The sequence below is a fragment of the Acinetobacter pittii genome, from assembly GCF_034064985.1.
Classification (GTDB): domain Bacteria; phylum Pseudomonadota; class Gammaproteobacteria; order Pseudomonadales; family Moraxellaceae; genus Acinetobacter; species Acinetobacter pittii_H.
Window position 1 is genome coordinate 1436681 of the sequence record NZ_CP139249.1, and the last position, 19021, is coordinate 1455701.

General features: G+C 35.7%; 20 protein-coding genes. 17 read left to right on the forward strand and 3 right to left on the reverse strand.

Going from position 1 to position 19021, the window contains the following annotated elements; all coding sequences use genetic code 11:
• Positions 1–29 precede the first annotated feature (29 nt).
• Together SOI76_RS06880 and SOI76_RS06885 are read right to left on the reverse strand one after the other, a co-directional pair.
• On the reverse strand, positions 30–1187 hold the full coding sequence (locus SOI76_RS06880) for a hypothetical protein (RefSeq protein WP_205668358.1): 1158 nt from the start codon (positions 1185–1187) through the stop codon (positions 30–32).
• Between the two features lie 151 nt (positions 1188–1338).
• Positions 1339–1596, reverse strand: a complete 258-nt coding sequence (locus SOI76_RS06885; protein WP_005068647.1) for a hypothetical protein — start codon at positions 1594–1596, stop codon at positions 1339–1341.
• Between the two features lie 318 nt (positions 1597–1914).
• Between SOI76_RS06885 and pepN the strand changes: the two genes are divergently transcribed.
• The 10 genes from pepN to SOI76_RS06935 all read left to right on the forward strand — a co-directional run bounded on the left by pepN (position 1915) and on the right by SOI76_RS06935 (position 14030).
• Positions 1915–4521, forward strand: coding sequence for an aminopeptidase N (gene pepN / locus SOI76_RS06890; protein ID WP_104078901.1), 2607 nt, complete (start codon positions 1915–1917; stop codon positions 4519–4521).
• A 587-nt stretch (positions 4522–5108) separates the two neighbouring features.
• On the forward strand, positions 5109–5639 hold the full coding sequence (locus SOI76_RS06895) for a spore coat U domain-containing protein (protein WP_104078900.1): 531 nt from the start codon (positions 5109–5111) through the stop codon (positions 5637–5639).
• A gap of 71 nt (positions 5640–5710) precedes the next feature.
• Entirely contained in the window at positions 5711–6415 is a 705-nt protein-coding gene (locus SOI76_RS06900) for a molecular chaperone (protein WP_104078899.1), read from the forward strand.
• 9 nt (positions 6416–6424) lie between these two features.
• Positions 6425–8884, forward strand: coding sequence for a fimbria/pilus outer membrane usher protein (locus SOI76_RS06905; protein ID WP_104078898.1), 2460 nt, complete (start codon positions 6425–6427; stop codon positions 8882–8884).
• On the forward strand, positions 8875–9894 hold the full coding sequence (locus tag SOI76_RS06910) for a spore coat U domain-containing protein (RefSeq protein ID WP_104078897.1): 1020 nt from the start codon (positions 8875–8877) through the stop codon (positions 9892–9894). The genes SOI76_RS06905 and SOI76_RS06910 overlap by 10 nt, the downstream gene beginning before the upstream one ends.
• Positions 9895–10120: 226 nt before the next feature.
• Entirely contained in the window at positions 10121–10807 is a 687-nt protein-coding gene (locus tag SOI76_RS06915; protein WP_057074573.1) for a glutathione S-transferase family protein, read from the forward strand.
• 7 nt (positions 10808–10814) lie between these two features.
• Positions 10815–11576, forward strand: coding sequence for an SDR family NAD(P)-dependent oxidoreductase (locus SOI76_RS06920; protein WP_104078896.1), 762 nt, complete (start codon positions 10815–10817; stop codon positions 11574–11576).
• Positions 11577–11585: 9 nt separating this feature from the next.
• A complete protein-coding gene (locus SOI76_RS06925; RefSeq protein WP_104078895.1) occupies positions 11586–12269 on the forward strand; it encodes an SDR family NAD(P)-dependent oxidoreductase in 684 nt (227 codons plus the stop codon).
• Between the two features lie 77 nt (positions 12270–12346).
• On the forward strand, positions 12347–12904 hold the full coding sequence (locus SOI76_RS06930; RefSeq protein ID WP_104078894.1) for a chorismate mutase: 558 nt from the start codon (positions 12347–12349) through the stop codon (positions 12902–12904).
• Positions 12905–13478: 574 nt separating this feature from the next.
• Positions 13479–14030, forward strand: coding sequence for a TetR/AcrR family transcriptional regulator (locus SOI76_RS06935; protein WP_104078893.1), 552 nt, complete (start codon positions 13479–13481; stop codon positions 14028–14030).
• 58 nt (positions 14031–14088) lie between these two features.
• On the opposite strand, the gene SOI76_RS06940 is transcribed toward SOI76_RS06935, so the two are convergent.
• Complete coding sequence (locus SOI76_RS06940; protein WP_104078892.1) at positions 14089–14577, reverse strand: hypothetical protein; 489 nt, start codon at positions 14575–14577, stop codon at positions 14089–14091.
• A gap of 301 nt (positions 14578–14878) precedes the next feature.
• Here SOI76_RS06940 and SOI76_RS06945 point away from each other — a divergent pair, with 301 nt between their 5' ends.
• The 7 genes from SOI76_RS06945 (at position 14879) to SOI76_RS06975 (ending at position 18878) form a co-directional block, all read left to right on the forward strand.
• Complete coding sequence (locus tag SOI76_RS06945) at positions 14879–15109, forward strand: hypothetical protein (protein WP_104078891.1); 231 nt, start codon at positions 14879–14881, stop codon at positions 15107–15109.
• Between the two features lie 149 nt (positions 15110–15258).
• A complete protein-coding gene (locus tag SOI76_RS06950; protein ID WP_104078890.1) occupies positions 15259–15633 on the forward strand; it encodes a TonB C-terminal domain-containing protein in 375 nt (124 codons plus the stop codon).
• 302 nt (positions 15634–15935) lie between these two features.
• Entirely contained in the window at positions 15936–16205 is a 270-nt protein-coding gene (locus SOI76_RS06955; RefSeq protein ID WP_104078889.1) for a hypothetical protein, read from the forward strand.
• Between the two features lie 309 nt (positions 16206–16514).
• Complete coding sequence (locus SOI76_RS06960; protein WP_104078888.1) at positions 16515–16973, forward strand: hypothetical protein; 459 nt, start codon at positions 16515–16517, stop codon at positions 16971–16973.
• A 155-nt stretch (positions 16974–17128) separates the two neighbouring features.
• On the forward strand, positions 17129–17329 hold the full coding sequence (locus tag SOI76_RS06965) for a hypothetical protein (RefSeq protein ID WP_002114613.1): 201 nt from the start codon (positions 17129–17131) through the stop codon (positions 17327–17329).
• A gap of 167 nt (positions 17330–17496) precedes the next feature.
• Positions 17497–18069 carry a lysozyme gene (locus SOI76_RS06970; protein ID WP_104078887.1) on the forward strand — a complete coding sequence of 191 codons (573 nt, stop codon included), beginning with the start codon at positions 17497–17499 and terminating at the stop codon, positions 18067–18069.
• A 566-nt stretch (positions 18070–18635) separates the two neighbouring features.
• Positions 18636–18878 (forward strand): hypothetical protein, encoded by a 243-nt coding sequence (locus SOI76_RS06975; RefSeq protein ID WP_104078886.1) that lies wholly within the window; start codon positions 18636–18638, stop codon positions 18876–18878.
• Positions 18879–19021: the final 143 nt, after the last annotated feature.

Below are 19021 nucleotides of genomic sequence, written 5' to 3' on the forward strand. Positions count from 1 at the left end.
ATCCTTATTAAGCCAAAGTGATTGTAGATTTAGTGAGTAAAATAATGATCTTGATGTTTACATTTTTGGCAAATCAAAGAAACATAATCTGCTGCATCATAATCAACACTTAAATCGTTTGAACCACAATGCATACAACGTTTAACTGAATAAAAGTTTAATCGAGGTTCAATTTTTCGCCATGCTTTCCAGACAGGTTGTACAAAGATTTGTTCGTCGTAACCTAAGAAGCGGTTAAGTAAAATATAACTCATTTTACTGTAGGGAATATTGTGAGGACGAGGCAACATTGAGGTTTCCCACTTTTCAGCTAAGGCTCTCTCGCGATATTGCTCTAAGGTTTTCTTCAACAAATTGGTGTTAATAAATTTTTCATTACGCGGCTGTAGGGCTTTCTGTTTATAAAGATACTCGAGTGCGGTTTGAATTAAATAATAAATCTGCCCAATTGCTAATGAATCCATTAAGCGATAGCAAAAAGTTTGGAAATTAGAGCTTCCTGCAATTTGAATGCCCCAAGTTCGGCAATAGAACTGCATAAACTGAATAATCTCTTGATAGAGCACCTGAAAAAGTACGTCTTTTACTTCATCGGCACTACGAAACGGAATACCAAGACTTAAATTTTCATAAAACCAGTGGCGTAGTTGCTGAGCTACACTAAATAAACTTGGGTCACTATAACCGTCCAAGCGAATGTTTAAATAAAAGCACTGAGGTTCATCAGCTTGATCTTGGGCGTTTAAAATTCCATCTTTATGGAGTTGCTTAATCAGATAGTTTTGAAAAATCCAGTTTGGTGTAATGGACTGATATTTAATTTGGTCCCAGTGAATGTATTCGTCATGAGCAACATCGTCACGTGCATAGTCATCAAGCAAGCTAAGCAAAAAAAGTTTATGTAAAAAACTGAGCTGTTCCAGACTACGTTGTGGTTGCTCTTTTGACTTAAACTGGCGTTGTTCTTGTAGGCGTGTTTGCTGTAAAAGCTTTTTCCGTTGTTTTGTGCATGTTTCACAATGACAAGTCATTTTCGTATCTTTAAATACACGGTGCTGACAATGACTGCATTCATGAAACTGAATGTCTTGTTCAAATTGCTCGGCATCTACCCAGTACATTGAAGCTTGGCAGAGAGGACAATGGCTACTTTCATCTAGCTGTTTCTGTAGAATTTGTAAGACCATTTTGCTCCGAACGTTTAAAACTATCATGATTGACTTATTATACACAGCCGCATTGCCGATAGCTGAGATTGTATTTTTGTTTGGTGCAAAAATAGAAAACCTAAAGTCTTTGTCTTAACTTTAGGTTTTCATAAGGGGTTAAAATTTAAAATTAAACAGGGCACGGCAAGCTCTCATCATTCTGTCCAAGCTTTTTGGCATTGATAAGTGCCTGCACTTTTTTACTTGGTAATTTTACTTTACCTAAAGCATCATAAGTATTAACGATAGAGGTCACCTCCTGAGCTGTAATAGAAATACCTTCCGCAGATAAAAATACTGCGATCACATGGTGATCGAGTCCTGCTGCGTCTAGATCATGAATCGCTTTAATATTTTCTAAACGATGAAAATGTGCTTTTAATTCCATACTGACACCTCTTGTTCTGATTGAAATATTTATATTGGTGTATTAATGAAGGCAAGAACCATGCCCAAAATGTAAGCTGACTCTAAAAAATGTTAAAAGCTGAAGTTGTTTTATTTTTATTGTATAGATTGATTATATAAGCAGCGATTATCGTAATTTTGGTCTAATCTGTGCTAATAAAAGACGATTCTAATTTGAAATGTATAAATGAAGTCCCATTAATTTTATAAAGGTAAACAAACACGGTATGTATGAATGTGTATGATCAAGTTCATAAAATTCGTACTACGGTTTCCGAAAAGTATATAAGGAATAAAGATGAATATTGCGGCACAGCCTCCAGTTCAGGCAGATCAAACAATTTATTTAAAAGATTATCAAAAACCTTCATTCTTGGTTGAATCCATTAATCTTGATATTCAAGTATATGACGACAAAACAATTGTTGATTCAACATTAGTCATGAAGCGTCAAACTGCTGGAGACTTGGTGTTATTGGGCCGTGATCTTGAGTTGCAATCTATTCAGCTCAATGGTCAAGATCTTACTCCTGCACAATATTCACTCGATAGTGAACAACTGGTGATCACTGATGCACCAGATGAAGTCATTTTACAAACTCAAGTCATTATTCATCCTGAAACCAATACTCAGCTTGAAGGGTTATATAAAGCAGATGAGTTGTTTGTAACCCAGAATGAACCTGAAGGTTTCCGTAAAATCACCTTCTATCCAGACCGTCCAGATGTACTTTCAGTCTTTACGACACGTGTAGAAGCAGACAGAAAATATCCGGTATTACTTGCCAATGGTAATTTACTTGAAACAGGTGAGGTAGGTGAAAACCGTCACTTTGCGATCTGGCAAGACCCGACTAAAAAACCAAGCTATTTGTTTGCTTGTGTCATTGGTGATTTAGCCGTTCTTAAAGACCGCTATACGACTTCGGAAGGGCGTGATGTTGCTTTAGAAATCTATGCAATCGAGAAAGACATTCCAAAATGCCATATTGCGATGGAAGCATTAAAGCATTCTATGCGTTGGGATGAAGAACACTACGGCCGTGCGTATGACCTCGACAACTATATGATTGTTGCTGTTAGCCAGTTCAACATGGGTGCCATGGAAAATAAAGGTTTAAATATCTTTAATACTTCATGTGTGCTTGCTGATGAAGAATACACAACGGACGCTGCAATTATGCGTGTGCAGTCTGTGATTGCCCATGAATATTTCCATAACTGGACAGGGAACCGTATTACTTGCCGTGACTGGTTCCAGCTATGCTTAAAAGAAGGTTTAACGGTTTTCCGTGACCAGTCTTTCTCTGAAGATTTACAATCTGCTGCGGTTCAACGTATTGATGATGTCGCTGTACTTAAATCGCATCAATTCCCTGAAGATGCTGGTCCATTGTCGCATCCACCACGTCCAGATCACTTTGTAGAAATTAATAACTTCTACACAGCGACAGTCTATGAAAAAGGTGCGGAAATTAACCGCATGATGTCGACTTTGTTAGGCAAAGAAAAATACCGTCAAGGAACCGATGAATACTTCCGCCGTCATGATGGACAAGCCGTAACAGTAGAAGACTGGGTTGCTGCATTATCTGCAGGTTCAGGTGTCGATTTATCTGCATTTCTAACTTGGTACAACCAACCAGGTACGCCAAAGCTTGAAGCAAAAGGTGAGTACGATGCAGCAGCACAAACTTACCGTTTAAGCTTTAAACAAAGCCTAAAAGCACATCCGAAATATCCAAATTTAAAAGCTGTTCCAATTCCTGTGGCTTTAGCGCTATTTAATGCTAAAACAGGCGAGCAATATACATTGCACAGTGACAGCTTATTCGTAAATGATGTTAAAGATGGTGTGTACTTGTTTGATCAAGACGAAGCAACTATTGAATTCACAGGTGTGACTGAGCAACCAGTTGTGTCATTGCTGCGTAATTTCTCTGCGCCTGTAAATCTTGTGTTTGACTATACTGATGCAGAATTGGCATTCTTAATTCAACACGAAACAAATGGTTTTAACCAGTGGCAAGCAACGCAAACCTTGCTTGAGCGTATTTTGCTAGAAGACCATTCTGCAGATGCGTACATTCAAGCTATTCAGAGCACTTTGCCTGATTTGGTTGGTCGTGACCCGCTTTTAGCATCACGTTTGTTTGATGTACCAAGTGAAGGTTATTTGGGTAGTCGTATTGATCAGGACTACGCACCAGCCGATATTCATGTCAAACGTGAAGCCTTACTTAATCGTTTGGCACAAGAGTTAGGTTCATTCTGGAAAGATACTTACCTTACGCTTGACCCGGACCTGCAAAAAGAATTCTCTTTAGCCATGGGTGTTCGTGCATTAAAAAATATCATGCTGATGATGATGGCGCGTCAAGGCGATCAAACTGCATTTGAATTAGCACATGTTCAATACCAAAACACAGGCAATATGTCTGAGCGTTTAGGTGCGTTACGTGTATTGGTTTGGCAAAATGCGCCTCAAGCTCAAGAAGCACTTGCTGATTTCTATGATCGCTTTAAAGATGAAGCCTTGTCTTTAGATCAGTGGTTTATGATTCAAGCTGCAAACCCAAATGCCACTACAGAAACAATTGAGTATCTTACTCAACATCCAGACTATGATTTAACAACTCCAAATCGTATTCGTGCGGTAAGTGGTGGCTTGTCAAATAATCCAGAAAATACGTGGGGCTTTGGTGTAGCTCACTTTATTAACCTTGCACAATATCTAGATGAAAAGAACCCAATTTTAGGTTCGCGTCTATTACAGGTATTGTCACGTTGGTATACGCTTGCAGAACCTCAGCGCACTCAAGTGCAACAGGCTTTACAAGCGTTGCAACCTAAAGTGAAATCGAAAAACGTTTCTGAAACTTTAAATAGCATGCTGAGCATTTAATTATTTAAACTTACTAAATAAAGGTCTCTAAAGAAGCCTTTATTTTTATATTTCTACATAGAAATATAGCAGTCAAAAATTAGCTTTATTGATGTTTCTTAGCTTTACAGTTTTTTTTAGTTTTCTTTTAGGTAAATTATAAGATTTAATGATTTATTTAAAATACATCTTTAAGTGAAGAGATAAAATAACCAATTATTAGAATAATAAATTAAAAAATAGAATAATTGATTGTAAAAATAGTCTTGGGTTATAGGAAATTAAGCTAAATAGACTGACATATTTATTTAAATATTTTCCAATAAATTTTATGGTGATTTTATTAAGTTAAATAAAATCAATCATTTAATTTTTTAAATGTTATTGTATTGTTACTTAGAGCTAATTTGAGTAATTGTATTTTATTAATTGAAATTCTAAATAAAAATGCTGTCATGCAGTTTAACTTTTTTTATGTATTATGACCAAAATAGGGTAAAAAATATAAGCTTTAAAAGAGCAGTCAAATTAAAAAAAGATTGTAATAGTAAGGGTTAATTTTTTTACATCTATTAATTCCAACAATTTAATGTAAAAAGGTTTAGACCATGAAAAAGACTTTTTATTATTTATCAGCAATTGCTGCAGGATTATTTTCTCTCAATACAGCAAATGCTGCTACAGCAACTGGAACATTAACTGTTAGAGCGACAGTGACAAATAGCTGTGTTCTAAATACCTCAGCCACAGGCACCACTTCAAATGCGGTCTTAGACTTTGGAACATTAAGTTCAATTGCGAGCAATGTAGACGCAGATACCACAACTACAGGTGGTACTCCAATCAGAGTACTTTGTAACAACACTGTGCCATGGACTTTATCATTTGATGGTGGTCAGAATGTTTTATCAACACAGCGCCGTATGATTGGTGGAGCAACCACTACAGAATACATTCCTTACAACCTTTTCTCTGACACAGGCCGGGCAACAGCAATCGGCATTGCAACAACTGCCTATACTGGGACAGGGACTGGTAATGTTCAAACTGTAAATGTGTATGGTCGTATTCCTGCTGGGACGACTTTACCAAGTGCTGGCAGTTATTTAGATACTGTGACAGTGACTGTAACTTATTAATTTTAATAAATAAGAAATATTATTAGCCCTTTAAAAGGGCTAATGCATTAAAAGATTTATTTGGGCAAGTCATGAAAAAAAATATCTTTATTATTACGAGTTTATTCTTATCTTTATCTAGCGCTTTGAGTGCGGCTACAATCCGAATTTCACCTGTGAATGTTGAAATTTTGAGTAATCAAAATGCTTCTTCGATTAGTTTATTTAACCAGTCGAATGAAAGTACTGATTTACAGATTCGTGTGTTTGAATGGACTCAAAAGGATGGGCAAGATCAACTCATCCCGACAGATGAGATCGCGATTAGCCCACCGTTTTTAAAATTAAAACCGAATGATTCTTATAATTTGCGTGTTGTCAGAATTAATCCGGCAGCGATTACTGGTGAAAAAACCTATCGTATTATTATTGATGAGTTACCAAAACCCGCGGATAGCCGTAAAGCGGCTCAAGGAATAAATGTATTACTACGTTCGTCATTGCCTGTATTTGTAGTAGATAAAGACGCGATTACTAAACTGAATTGGAAAATTGATCTTAATCAGAAATCTCCTTCTTTAAATATTAGCAATATTGGAAATCGACATGCGCTTTTAAATAATTTAACGCTTGTTGATACCACAGCAAATAAAAGTTATCCGATTCAAGTAAACACCGTGAATGGGTATATTCTTGGACAGCAGACACGAAATTATTCTATTCAGAATTTTACATATCAGCCAAATCATAAATACAGTGTATCTCTGACAGTTAATGGTAAGAAAACAACACTTTAAGAGGCTTATATGAAATACATTATAGGTGTCTTATGTGTTGCATATCTTCCTGCATATTCTTTTGCTGAGCAACTTCAAGATCATACGAACACAATAACTCCTCGTGTTCCAGATGCTATAAATAGCAATAATAAGTATGCGCAAGTGAAGGGTGATAGACAGGAACAAGATCTTAACTTTACTCAACTTTTTTTAAATATTTCTATTAATACAAATGCTGCTGAAGACTTGGTAGCAGTAGGGCAGTCTAAGGATGGCAAATTGTATATCCGTGCCCGTGACTTAAAAGCTTTAAGACTAAAAATGAATGAGCAGACTCCTGACAGTCAATGGGTGTGTATTAATGATCTAAAGGGAATTCAGTTTAAATATCTAGAGAATGAGCAGTCCCTAAATTTGCAAGTTCCGTCAAACATGTTGACGGGCTATGCAGTGGACTTAAATGGCCAGCAAATTACCAGCCCACATTTGCTTAAAATGAAACCCTTAAACGCGGCTATTCTCAACTATAGCTTGTATAACAGCATAACCAATGACGAAAATACCTTTTCCGGTTCGGCTGAGGGGATTTTTAACAGTGCGATCGGTAACTTCTCTTCAGGCGTTTTATATAACGGCAGTAATGAAAATAGTTATAGCCATGAAAAATGGGTACGCCTAGAAAGTAAGTGGCAATATGTCGACCCTGAAAAGATCAGGATATATACCCTAGGGGATTTTATTTCTAACAGTCCGGATTGGGGGAGCAGTGTCCGTATGGCCGGTTTCCAGTGGTCGAGTGCCTACACACAGCGCGGTGATATTGTCACCTCTGCACTCCCACAATTCTCCGGTTCGGCTGCGCTTCCTTCAACTTTGGATTTATACGTCAACCAGCAAAAGATTTATTCAGGACTAGTGCCATCAGGCCCTTTTGATATTAAACAGCTTCCGTTTATTTCAGGAAATGAAGTCACCCTTGTGACCACCGATGCAACGGGTCAGCAGAGCATTACCAAAAAGCCTTACTATTTTTCATCCAAGATTCTGGCAAAAGGGATTAATGAGTTTTCTGTAGATGTCGGTGTTCCTCGTTATAACTATGGGCTTTATTCAAATGATTATGATGATGCCACCTTTGCATCAGGTGCGATCCGATACGGTTATAGCAATTCACTGACTTTAAGCGGGGGCGTGGAAGCTTCAACAGATGGTCTGTCGAATCTCGGTACAGGATTTGCCAAGAATCTGTTTGGTTTTGGAGTGATTAATGCTGACATTGCAGCGAGCCAGTATAAAGATGAAAACGGCTATTCTGCCTTGTTGGGTTTAGAAGGGCGCATCAGTAAAAATATTTCATTTAACACCAGTTACCGCAAAGTATTTGATAACTATTTTGATCTTGCCCGTGTGTCTCAAGTCAGATATTTAAAAGATAACCAGATTAATGCCGAGTCACAAAACTATCTGAGCTACAGTGCACTGGCCGATGAGATTTTTAGGGCAGGGATTAACTACAACTTTTACGCAGGCTATGGGGCTTATCTGGGATATAACCAGATCAAATATAGCGATAACTCTTATAAATTACTCTCTGCCAACTTAAGCGGAAGTCTTAATAAAAACTGGGGTTTTTATACTTCTGCCTATAAAGATTATGAAAATAATAAAGACTATGGCGTTTACTTTGCGCTGCGGTATACACCGTCTAACAAACTCAATGCGATCACAAGTGTATCTAATGAGAGTGGCAGACTGAGCTACCGTCAAGAAATATTTGGTTTATCGGAACCGAAAATCGGTTCATTTGGATGGGGTGGTTATGTTGAGCGAGATCAGGATGCACGTGAAAATAATGCCTCGATTTATACTTCTTACCGTGCCCGTGCTGCTTACCTGACAGGACGCTATAACCGATTTGGAGATAACGATCAGGTTGCACTTTCAGCAACAGGTTCACTGGTTGCGGCAGCGGGACGTATATTTGCGGCCAATGAAATTGGAGAGGGTTATGCAGTTGTCACCAATGCCGGACCGCAAAGCCAGATTTTAAATGGTGGGGTTAATTTAGGTTTTACCGATAAATCTGGAAGATTTCTAATTCCGAGCTTAATGCCGTATCAAGAGAACCATATTTATTTAGATCCGTCTTATCTTCCTTTAAATTGGAGCGTTAAAGCGACAGATCAAAAAACAGTGGTCGGCTATCGCCAAGGAACCCTAGTTGACTTTGGTGCTCATCAGGTTATTTCAGGATTAGTAAAACTTGTTGATCAAAACAATTCACCATTATTACCAGGTTATACGGTACGCATTAATGGGCAGCAGGATGGGGTTGTTGGCTATGACGGTGAAGTGTTTATTCAAAACTTATTAAAGCAAAACAAACTTGAAGTCGATCTTATGGATCATGGCACCTGCCAAGTTGACTTCACTTATAACAGTAATCAGTACTCAACTAAAAAATTGGGACCTTATATATGTCATTAAATATTATGAATAAGGCTCAAATAGAGAGCTATAAATTTTTCCCCTCATCTTTAAAATACTTTATAGGCATTTGCTTATTTTATCTCGTTTATGCATTTTTTAGTCCAGCTCAAGCTGCTTGCACGGTAAGTGGTACCACAAATAGTACTTTTACCTATACAGCAGCAAATATTAATAATGATGCAACCGTAAACCTTTCAGGCACAATTACTTGCACAAATTTAGGACTTCCCCAGATTTCTAATTTCATGTGTATGAAGACCGTATTTACAGGAGCAACCACTGCGAATAATAGTGTGACTTTACCATATACGGTAACTGCAACTGTAGGCGGGGCTGGCTCTTCCACTACCAACCAAACCTCCAATGTGTGGTATGGCCCAGTAGCAACAGTCGCATCAAATAATATTGTGAGCTACTCGGTAAATATAAAAGTTCCAGCCCGAACGGGGTCGCTTCTTGCTTATCCGAAAGGAACATATACGGCTTCGGTTCGGTTGTATTGGGATATGGATCTTTTGGGTTTATCTTGTGGTGATTTACTTGGTGGCTGGGATTCAGGCGATACATTGCTAACAGCAAACTTTGTGGTTCCAAGTCTGTGCCAATTAAACTCAACCTCAACTGTAGATTTCGGCAATATTAATGATATTGGCACGACTAAGCGTGATTACACAGCGCAAGGAGCCGTAAATTCGACCTGTAATTATGGAACGCCATATAGCATTTATTTAGGCGATGGCAATAACCGTATAGCTGGGAGCTTTAGGCGTATGACTAATAGTAATAATGAATTTATTCCCTATCAGCTATATAAAGATTCTAACTATAGTACGGTATGGGACGCTACAGGTGGTGTAATCAGTGTTGGGGGAGCAGGAGGAGTCTCGAAAACAGGAACAGGAAGCGCTCAAACGACTACAGTGTATGGAAAAATTCCGCAAGGCACTGCCATCGCAAGTAGACCTGGCGTCTATTCTGATAGCGTTGTCGTTACGGTGACTTATTAATCTTTCAAATTTATATGAGGAGCTCTTTTTATAGCAGAGCTCCCTATAATTCAAAGTATATTGCTTAAAAATTGTTAAGATATAAATAATAAAAATCAAATAATTCTTAGCTTTCGGAACTTATTCGTCATCAAAAACAGTTTGACTTAAAAAAGTATTCTGTATATTTATTGATTAGTTCTAAAAAAGAACTAGATAAAAGGCAATTAAAAATAAAGGTGAATAAATGTCGAATATTATTTTGCATCAATGGGAAATTTCTCCATTCTGTCAAAAAATTTCAAGGGCTTTAAGATTCAAGGGAATTCCATTTGACACAGTTAACTACAATGGCATTCTTGGAGCGAAAGTTCCTCTGCTAAGTAAGGTAGGTAAAGTACCTGTCATTGATCATAACGGACAAAGGATTCAAGACAGCACTCGAATTGCTCGGTATCTGGATGAAGCCTTTCCAGACACACCTCGACTTTACCCCGAAGATCCAAATCAAAAAGCTCTTGCCGAACTTTGGGAAGACTGGGCGGATGAATCTCTTTATTTTTATGAAGTCTATTTACGCGTCAATGACCCTGAAGCTCTAAAAGAAGCCATCAGTATCAGCAGTATTGGTCGTCCGGCCTATGAAAAGCCAATGGTAAAAGGTTTTATTTTAGCCGAGTTAAAAACGCAGCTTTTCTTTCAAGGCTTAGGACGTATGAAAGCTGAAAATGTTGAAGAAGAATTTATACGACATCTCGACCGTATTGAACAGGTTTTATCACAAAGTGAATGGTTAGTTGGAAACAGCCAAACCATTGCAGATATTGCCGTGGTTGCTCAACTCGGTGAAGTGGTTCGGACAAGTAAAAAGTTTGGCAAAGAAATTTTGAATCGACCGTTTATTGCATTATGGTATAAAAAACAAACAGGATGAAACGTCTATGACATCAGCAACACTAGATAAAACACAAGATTGTGCGGTTGTTATTGGCGTCGGGGCATCACAGGGGATTGGTGCAGCGGTGTGTCGTCTGTTCGCCAAAGAAGGCTTAAAAGTTTATGTTGCTGGGCGTACTTTTCAGAAAATTGAAGCAGTGGCTGCCCAAATCCATTCCAATGGTGGAGATGCTGTAGCGTTTCGTTTAGATGCAGAAGATATACACCAAGTACAAGCCTTATTTGACACCATTACTAGTCAAAATGAGCGCATTACAGCTGTAATTCATAATGTGGGAGGGAATATTCCTTCCATCTTTTTACGCAGTCCATTGTCGTTTTTTACTCAAATGTGGCAATCCACTTTTTTATCGGCCTATTTAGTTTCTCAAAGCTGTCTAAAAATCTTTAAAGATCAAAATTACGGTACGCTTATTTTTACTGGAGCGAGTGCATCTCTACGCGGCAAACCTTTTTTCGCAGCTTTTACGATGGGAAAATCTGCCTTAAGAGCTTATGCCTTAAATCTAGCCCAAATCTATAAGTCACAAGGCATCCATATTGCTCATGTGATTATTGATGGCATGGTCGATGGCGATAGAGTGAATAAAGCATTATTTGGTCTGGGGCGGTTAGCTCGTCTTACGCGTGGCACTGGCGGACTTAATATTGATGCAATTGCAGAAAATTATTGGATGCTTTACCAACAAACACCGAAGCTCTGGACACATGAGTTGGATTTACGCCCTTATCAAGAAAAATTTTGAGAGATTAAAATGCTAAAAAAAATATTCCAAAAATTTCAAAAAAAGCAGGGCTGTGTTGTAGTGGCTGGTCATGACCTACAACTGATTGAGCGTGATTTTGTAATTCTAGATAAAAACGCACATTTTCCATTACATCTTTATCAAGTTGCGCATGATTCAGCTGCGCAAAAGATAAAAATTCATTCTATAAATGATGGCGTGACAGCAGTACATTTAAATTTAGTGAATGCAGATCACTTAAAATGCTTATTGCGTTATATTTCAAAACACGGGCATACCATTGAACTCTGTGTATTTCAGCCGAGTTTTTCATCTTCGCCCAATATCGAAGCTTTATCTTTAGAAGAGATTAAACACAGTTGGCAGACCACAGGTTTAAGTGCAGTAAGTGTTGCTCAAGCTGTGATTAAGCCTATGCTTAAACAACAGCGGGGCACCCTTATTTTTCTTGGCGCACCCTCTAATCACTCGACCCATTACGATGTGTTAAGCCAAAGCATGTTTGCTAGCATTCGAGCTTTATCGCAGTCATTAGCCAAAGAGTTTCAGCCTAAAGGTATTCATGTTGCTTATTGCATGGTTGAAAAATGGGAGGGGCAAAATCAGCACTTTACCTCATCTCTCAAACAAGTATGCCAACACATCTATCAGCAACCTGATTCGGCATGGAGCCAAGAACTCAGCCTATCTTGAAGTTTTACTTTTACATGTTGTTAAAATACAGTACTGATCTGGAATGATGATATAACAATAATTTCGGTAGGTTTTAAATGGTGAATATAAAGAGTTTTCAACGAGCTGTTCAAGTAGCGTCGACCTTGGCAGCTTTTATGTGTTTTCCTCCACTCGCTCAAGCTTCACAATACACTCAAACTGCTCGTTTAGTTAACGAATGCTTATCTTATATGAAGGATGTCGCAGGTTATAAAGCAGAGCAGCATTTACCTATCGAAGATTTAACTCAAGAAAAGAAAGTTCTCGATCAATCGCTTTCTGAAGCTGAATCTTTTGGCTTAAATAGCGAAACGGTAAAGCCATTTATTATGACGCAAATGAATGTTGCCAAGGCCATTCAATACCGTTATCGGGCTGATTGGTTGTCGAGTCCAGAAAGCAATTGGAAGCCACAAGATTTAGCAGAAGTACGATTAAAAATTAGTTCTCTAAACACTGAACTTCTAAAAAATATTGCCGTTGAACTTAAGAGAAATAACAACAAAGCGCCTCATGGCTGTAGCTATATGTGGCCTGTTCAGCATCCTCAACTTAAAGAAGCCGACAAAAAAGCTTTATGTGAGACATTAAATAAAATCAAGTTAAGAGAATGAAAAACAATAATTATTTAACTGTTTTCTAGCCAATACCACATTGACACCCAAAATCTCTCCGATTATCCTTTGCCTGCTGGCCACATTGCCAGTCGGTTTTAGCAGACCGTTTTCATCTAGATCATCAAAAGAGCAATTTTTTGGTGTCGAACTCGTTCGTCTCCCTTCGTAGCGGTAGGACGGAGGAGGGACGCCTTCGGGCGTGCCGGTTCCTAGATGACTGGTCTGCTAACCCTTCTTCGTTCTGCCACCATAATCATTTAGCAGTGATTTGGTAGAACTTCTATTTCATCTAGGAGTCCGCTATGCATACTATTTTTTCTTTATTGGCCTCTGCCAAAATCTCTCTATTCATCCCATATAAACAGTCTTTAAAACGGTTTAATCGACTCTAGGTTTTCTACATCTTAAGAATCGTTACGACTAAAAAATCATAGCAACAATAAACCTGAGATAGGCGAGCACACCATTATTTGTGCCGTTTTTGCATGCATGTTTTTAGCGCTCAATTTAAGAGTGACGGCATTTCTATCTCATTTACTTACAACAAAAAATTATTTTAAACGGTATAAAAATGCCAAATTTAGAAGCATCATTTAGAGCACTTCGCGTGCTACATGCGGCAAGAGATTTGTTTAATCAATATGGGTTTTACATCGGGATTGACCGAATTATTGAAGAAGCCAAAATTCCCAAAGCCACTTTTTATAACTATTTTCACTCCAAAGAAAGGCTTATTCAGATGAGCTTAACTTTTCAAACAGATGCATTAAAACATGAGGTGTTTTCAATTATTCATTCGTACCGTGAACTCATGGCCTTCGATAAACTTAAGAAAATTTACTTTTTACATGCAAACTTAGAAGGCTTTTATCGGCTGCCATTTAAAGCCATTTTTGAAATTGAAAAGCTTTATCCTGCGGCCTATAAAATCGTGATTGACTACCGGAACTGGTTTATTAAAGAAATTCATAAACTGCTTTTAACTATAAAAGTTAACGCTACAGTTGAAGATGCCTACATGTTTTTATTTGTGATTGATGGGGCAATGGTCCAGCTTTTAAGTGCGAATAGTACTGATGAAAGAGATAAATTATTAGAATATTTTATGTCGACGCTCGCTTAAATTGATCCATATTCTAGTGTTTAACTTATGAAAAAGCCCTCCAAAGAGGGCTTTGAATTTATCTAAAATTAGATTTATCTAAAATTTTATAGACTTTTTCTCTATAGGCATCATTAGAAATTACCCCTTTATCTCGCTGTTGTTTGAGCGATCTAAATTGTTGGTCACGAATTTCTCTTTGAATACCTACATTATCATGATTTCTAAGGTAGTAAAGACTGCGTTCATGAGCACTCATATTCACTGTGTTATCAGTAAACGAAGTAGGCTCGGTTTCTTTTTCTTGATATTGTTTTGCGATTTCAAAAAAATCTACATTTTGTTGTTCATTCAGCTTACTCTCTTGAGAGTTTGCGTTCACTTCAAGCATGCTTTTATGCTGATTAAATTTAGGGCGGTTATATTCTTGTTTCGTTTGAAAGGTGTTTGTTTCAGCAAATACGGAAGAAGGAAAAAGCCCAATATTTAAAAATAAAAAAGTTAATAAAAATCTATTCATTTCTTTGGAAGTCCAATTGAAATTGAGTAAATCACTGTATTGTAACATTAAAATTTGGAATTTTGGGGCCGTTTTTTAGACCAAATGATCAATTGGTAAATAACCAAGGGATAATAGTGCTGTATATAAAGCGCTATTGATGACTTCAGATAGATATTGAGATTAAAATCAAAAAAACTTTTAATCAAAGTGCTTCTCTATTATCTAATTTAATATTTATATATCAATAATTTATTTTTTTAAAAGAATTGTAAGTGCTTAATTGTTAAGTAAATCTAAACTATTCTGGTGTGACAATCATTATCTAATTTGTTAGATTTTTTGGTTTTTATAAAAGTGGGCGGAATTTATGAAGACATTTTTAATTATTTCTTTACTAGGTTTTGGGCTAGTTGGTTGTGCCTCATCAACATATAACTCTCAAGAAAATTATTTGAATAAACCTCCAATAGTTCCAGAGAATAAAGCTTTTAATAGTTTTAAAACAACAGAACATGGAATTTTTACTGATCAAGATGTCTATAATATAAATATATCAGAAAATTCGAATCTAAATTTCCGTTATGAAGTTCCTTTTTAAAGAATAATAAAATATTAACTAAAAAAGGGCGGAGCAAAGGTGGCTTAACACCTTTGCTGATTCAAGATAATGAATAATAGACATCATCTTTAGGTGGTTTTTTAAATTTTAAACTGTTAAATTTTAGTTATTGAAAAAAGGTACTTTATATGAAAAATTTCACTATTATTACTTCTTTATTTTTATTAGTTGGGTGTACTACTGGCTATAAACAGGCTGCTCCAGTTCAAGTGACTGATACTAAGATTACTTCAGAAGCTGAGAAATATAAAAAACAATATCAAAAGAAAATTTATAAAATATGGGATATTCCAAAGTCTTCTACAGGCATGAGTGCAAGTGTAAAAGTCTTTTTAACAGATAGTGGCGAAATTGAGCAAATTATCTTTTTAGATAAAGAGGAGCAAAAATTTAAAACAAGTATTGAGAAAGCGATATGGCGTGCAAGTCCATTTGTTTTACCTTCTAATCCTGATGCAAGAAAGCAAGCAAGAAAATTCAATATGAAATTTCAAGCAAAATAAATGGGTTATGCTCAAACACTAAGAGCATATTATAATTTTTGAGAGAAATTATATCTGCTCTTGGGTTCTTTATAGTATTGATATATCAGGGTTTAGCTGTATTGAAGTGATCTTTAAGAGCTAAATTCAAAAGTAGAAAGCTAACATTTCAGTGTAGTTATAAAATAAGACATTTTATTTATAAATTAAAAAAATATAAAAATTAATTACATTACTATCAAAAGGTAACATAAACAAAACTTTAAAAGAGTAAAAAATCATTATAAAAAATAAGTAAATCCATAAAAGTATCTAGAAAAAATATGAGTGAAGTAATGAAATCCTATAATGAGAGTAAAGCTACCAGAGTTGTAGCGTGGTGCATAATTTTATTTGGAATTGTTTTAGGAATAGCCTTTATTTTGTCATATGGGCAAGTAGAAACAAGAAATGATAATTTAGATATTATTCAAATATGGTCCACAGAAATGGTCACTATAGGTTTTTTTATTATATTTAATGGACTGTTGTTTGGTTATTTACTTCTAAAAATTAGTAGTATTTTAAATCATCTAGAAAATAATAAAAATTAATAAATTTTATTGAATATAATTTATTATAAGATTTCTTTTATATTTTAAATAGGAAAGGTAAGCTTTAATTTAAATTATTAATAATTTATAGCAAATATTGAAAGAAAATTTTTCAAAAAAGACTTTTTATATAAGAATTAATGTGATTTATTTCGCATTTTATTGTTGATTGTGTGATTGATTTTAATGTTAACTTGCAAAGTACCTATACTTTTTACATTCGCTTTATGAGTTTTACCCTATATTACATAAAAAAATAATAGATTAAAAAAATATATGAATATATTCATAAGAAGATAGGAGGTTATGATGCCAAAATATCTAGCTATAGCGGATAAGGTTTATAAAAAAATTAAAAATGACAACTTGTTTTCTGATGACATGATAGAGAACTTAAATTGTTTAGTCGGTCTTATTCGTAATACCATAAAAGGGACTGAATTTAAATTAAAGTATAACTTTATTAATTTTGAAGACTGTTTAACCAAGCCTACTGAGCAATGCTCAGTAAAAATTGATTTTAGTATTATACCTAAATTTGAAAATGAAGGGGAATTTATTTTATGGTTAGCGGGATTTATTGAAAGGATTACTGAAGGTGGAAAACCTAAATTTCCGCCAATTTCACAGTTAGTGCCTCAAGGTTTTAGCCTAGGAAGTGAAAGTATTCCAGTAACTACTTTACCTGATAAAGAGGAAAATGCAGAAATGATTATTAACTATTTTAAATCAGATGATTACCTTAAAAATAATAAATTACCCTCTTAAAAATATGTAAAATTTATAAACCGCCTTTTATGGCGGTTTTTTTAAGCAAATGTATCTTAAAGTGTCTGTTACACAAATGGTGAATGTTTAGGGTTGAATGTATCTTTCAATTATTTAAGCATGGAATAACACAAGTTAAGTAAAGGATAAATTTCATGATTGATGAAGAAAAACCCTTAAATTTTGACGATGATGAAGAACCTCTTGATTTTGCAGATGAAGAATTTATCGATGATAAAAAAGAGGATGAGTTATATAACAGCATTACTAAAGATGGCTCTAGTGTCGATCCAGCCGATGATGGTGAACGGCATATTCGACCTGAAGATGGTGATCCGATAGAAGTTGAAGAATAATCTATAGCCCAATTCATATTGGGCATTTTAATTTTTAGAGTATTTTAAACAAATATTAATACTAGATATTGTTCTACCATTAATGACTTAAAAATTGAGAGTTAAGCATTGAGACTAGAGTTGTGCGGCTATATCTTTTTAGAAAACGTAAGATGATTGGGAATTAAATGCAAAAAATATTGGATTATCTTCGCAAGTTTTTTACTGCCATGTCTCGGTCAAGTGATGCTAATAATAGTCTCATTGCTACAGCAACTGATAATGGCACTGAAGAAGTTGGTTTCGCCGTTGATGAGATGTCTGTTAGTCAGGAAGGGGTAAACCATATTTGTAATTTTGAAGGATTAAGACTTAATGCTTATGATGATGGAGTAGGTGTGTGGAGTATCGGTTATGGCACAACCAAATACCCAAATGGTTCGAGCGTTCAAAAAGGTGACACATGTACTCTTGAGCAGGCCAAAGCATATATGCAGCATGATTTAAAAATTTTTGAACGTGCAGTCAATGGTGCTGTAAAAGTTCCTTTAAAGCAAAATCAATTCGATGCATTAGTCTCTCTAACATATAACATTGGGACGGGTGCTTTTAAAAACTCGACCTTACTAAAAAAATTAAATTCAGGTAATTACAAAGAGGCTGCAAATCAGTTTGATGTATGGGTAAATGCAGCAGGTAAGCGTTTACCGGGGTTGGTGAGACGGCGTGCCATGGAAAAGAAATTATTTCTAACTTCATAAATTTTTTATAGGGTTTATATCAAAAAAGCTATTCCAGTCTTTATATAAAATTAGGCATAAAAAAGCCTGATGCTACGAATCAGGCTTCAGTATTCATCGACAATAGGAGTTGATGAACAAGACCAATCTAACAGACCTGCTCAGTAAAGGCAAACCGAGGCTTGAATTGCTGAGTCAGATAAAAGTAATTTTTCCAAATTATACGCATTAAAAAAGCCCTTGCTCGAAAGCAAAGGGCTTAGTCATTCATTGATCTACCAATGAACTATATAAGGCTCATCTCATACTAAGGACAGTATAACTGAATTTAAGGAAGCAGAGAAGAAAACCTTTAAATGGTTTTCTTATTCTATTTGTACTTAATTTATTGAGGCATATAGCAAGTTACATCAATAGTAAACCAAGACACAAAACTTGCACTTTGCATTTTTAAGGGTGTGGTATTTGTGTGTAGGCCCCGATTAGATTGGCTTTGAGAAGTAAAAATAGTGGTCTTTAAGTAATTCAAATAACGTTTGGAATGAACATTTTGAAGAATCAGGGCGGATGTAAGCAAGGAAGTAAATATGAATTTGATTAGATTAGAAGAACTCTCATTGATGAGTAATGCGGTTTTGACACCTCAATTAAACAAATGGCCATGCATACAATCAACAAATTTAGAAGATACTGATTGTCAGAAGCATAGAGACAGTTTTTCCGAACAATCTGATAAAAAATTTCATAAAGAATGGCGAAAACAACAAAAGAAAATACTTAAAAATATTCCGAGTAATGCTGTATTACTCAGTATGAAAGACTCTATTTAGTCTAGACATTAGATAATTTTATAAAGACATAAATTACAAGGATAAGCTGTTAGCTAAATAACTTTACGTAGGTACACTTGTTAGTCATAACTTATTCTAGAGATATTAATAATAAGCAAATTACATAAGGTAAGACAAACAAA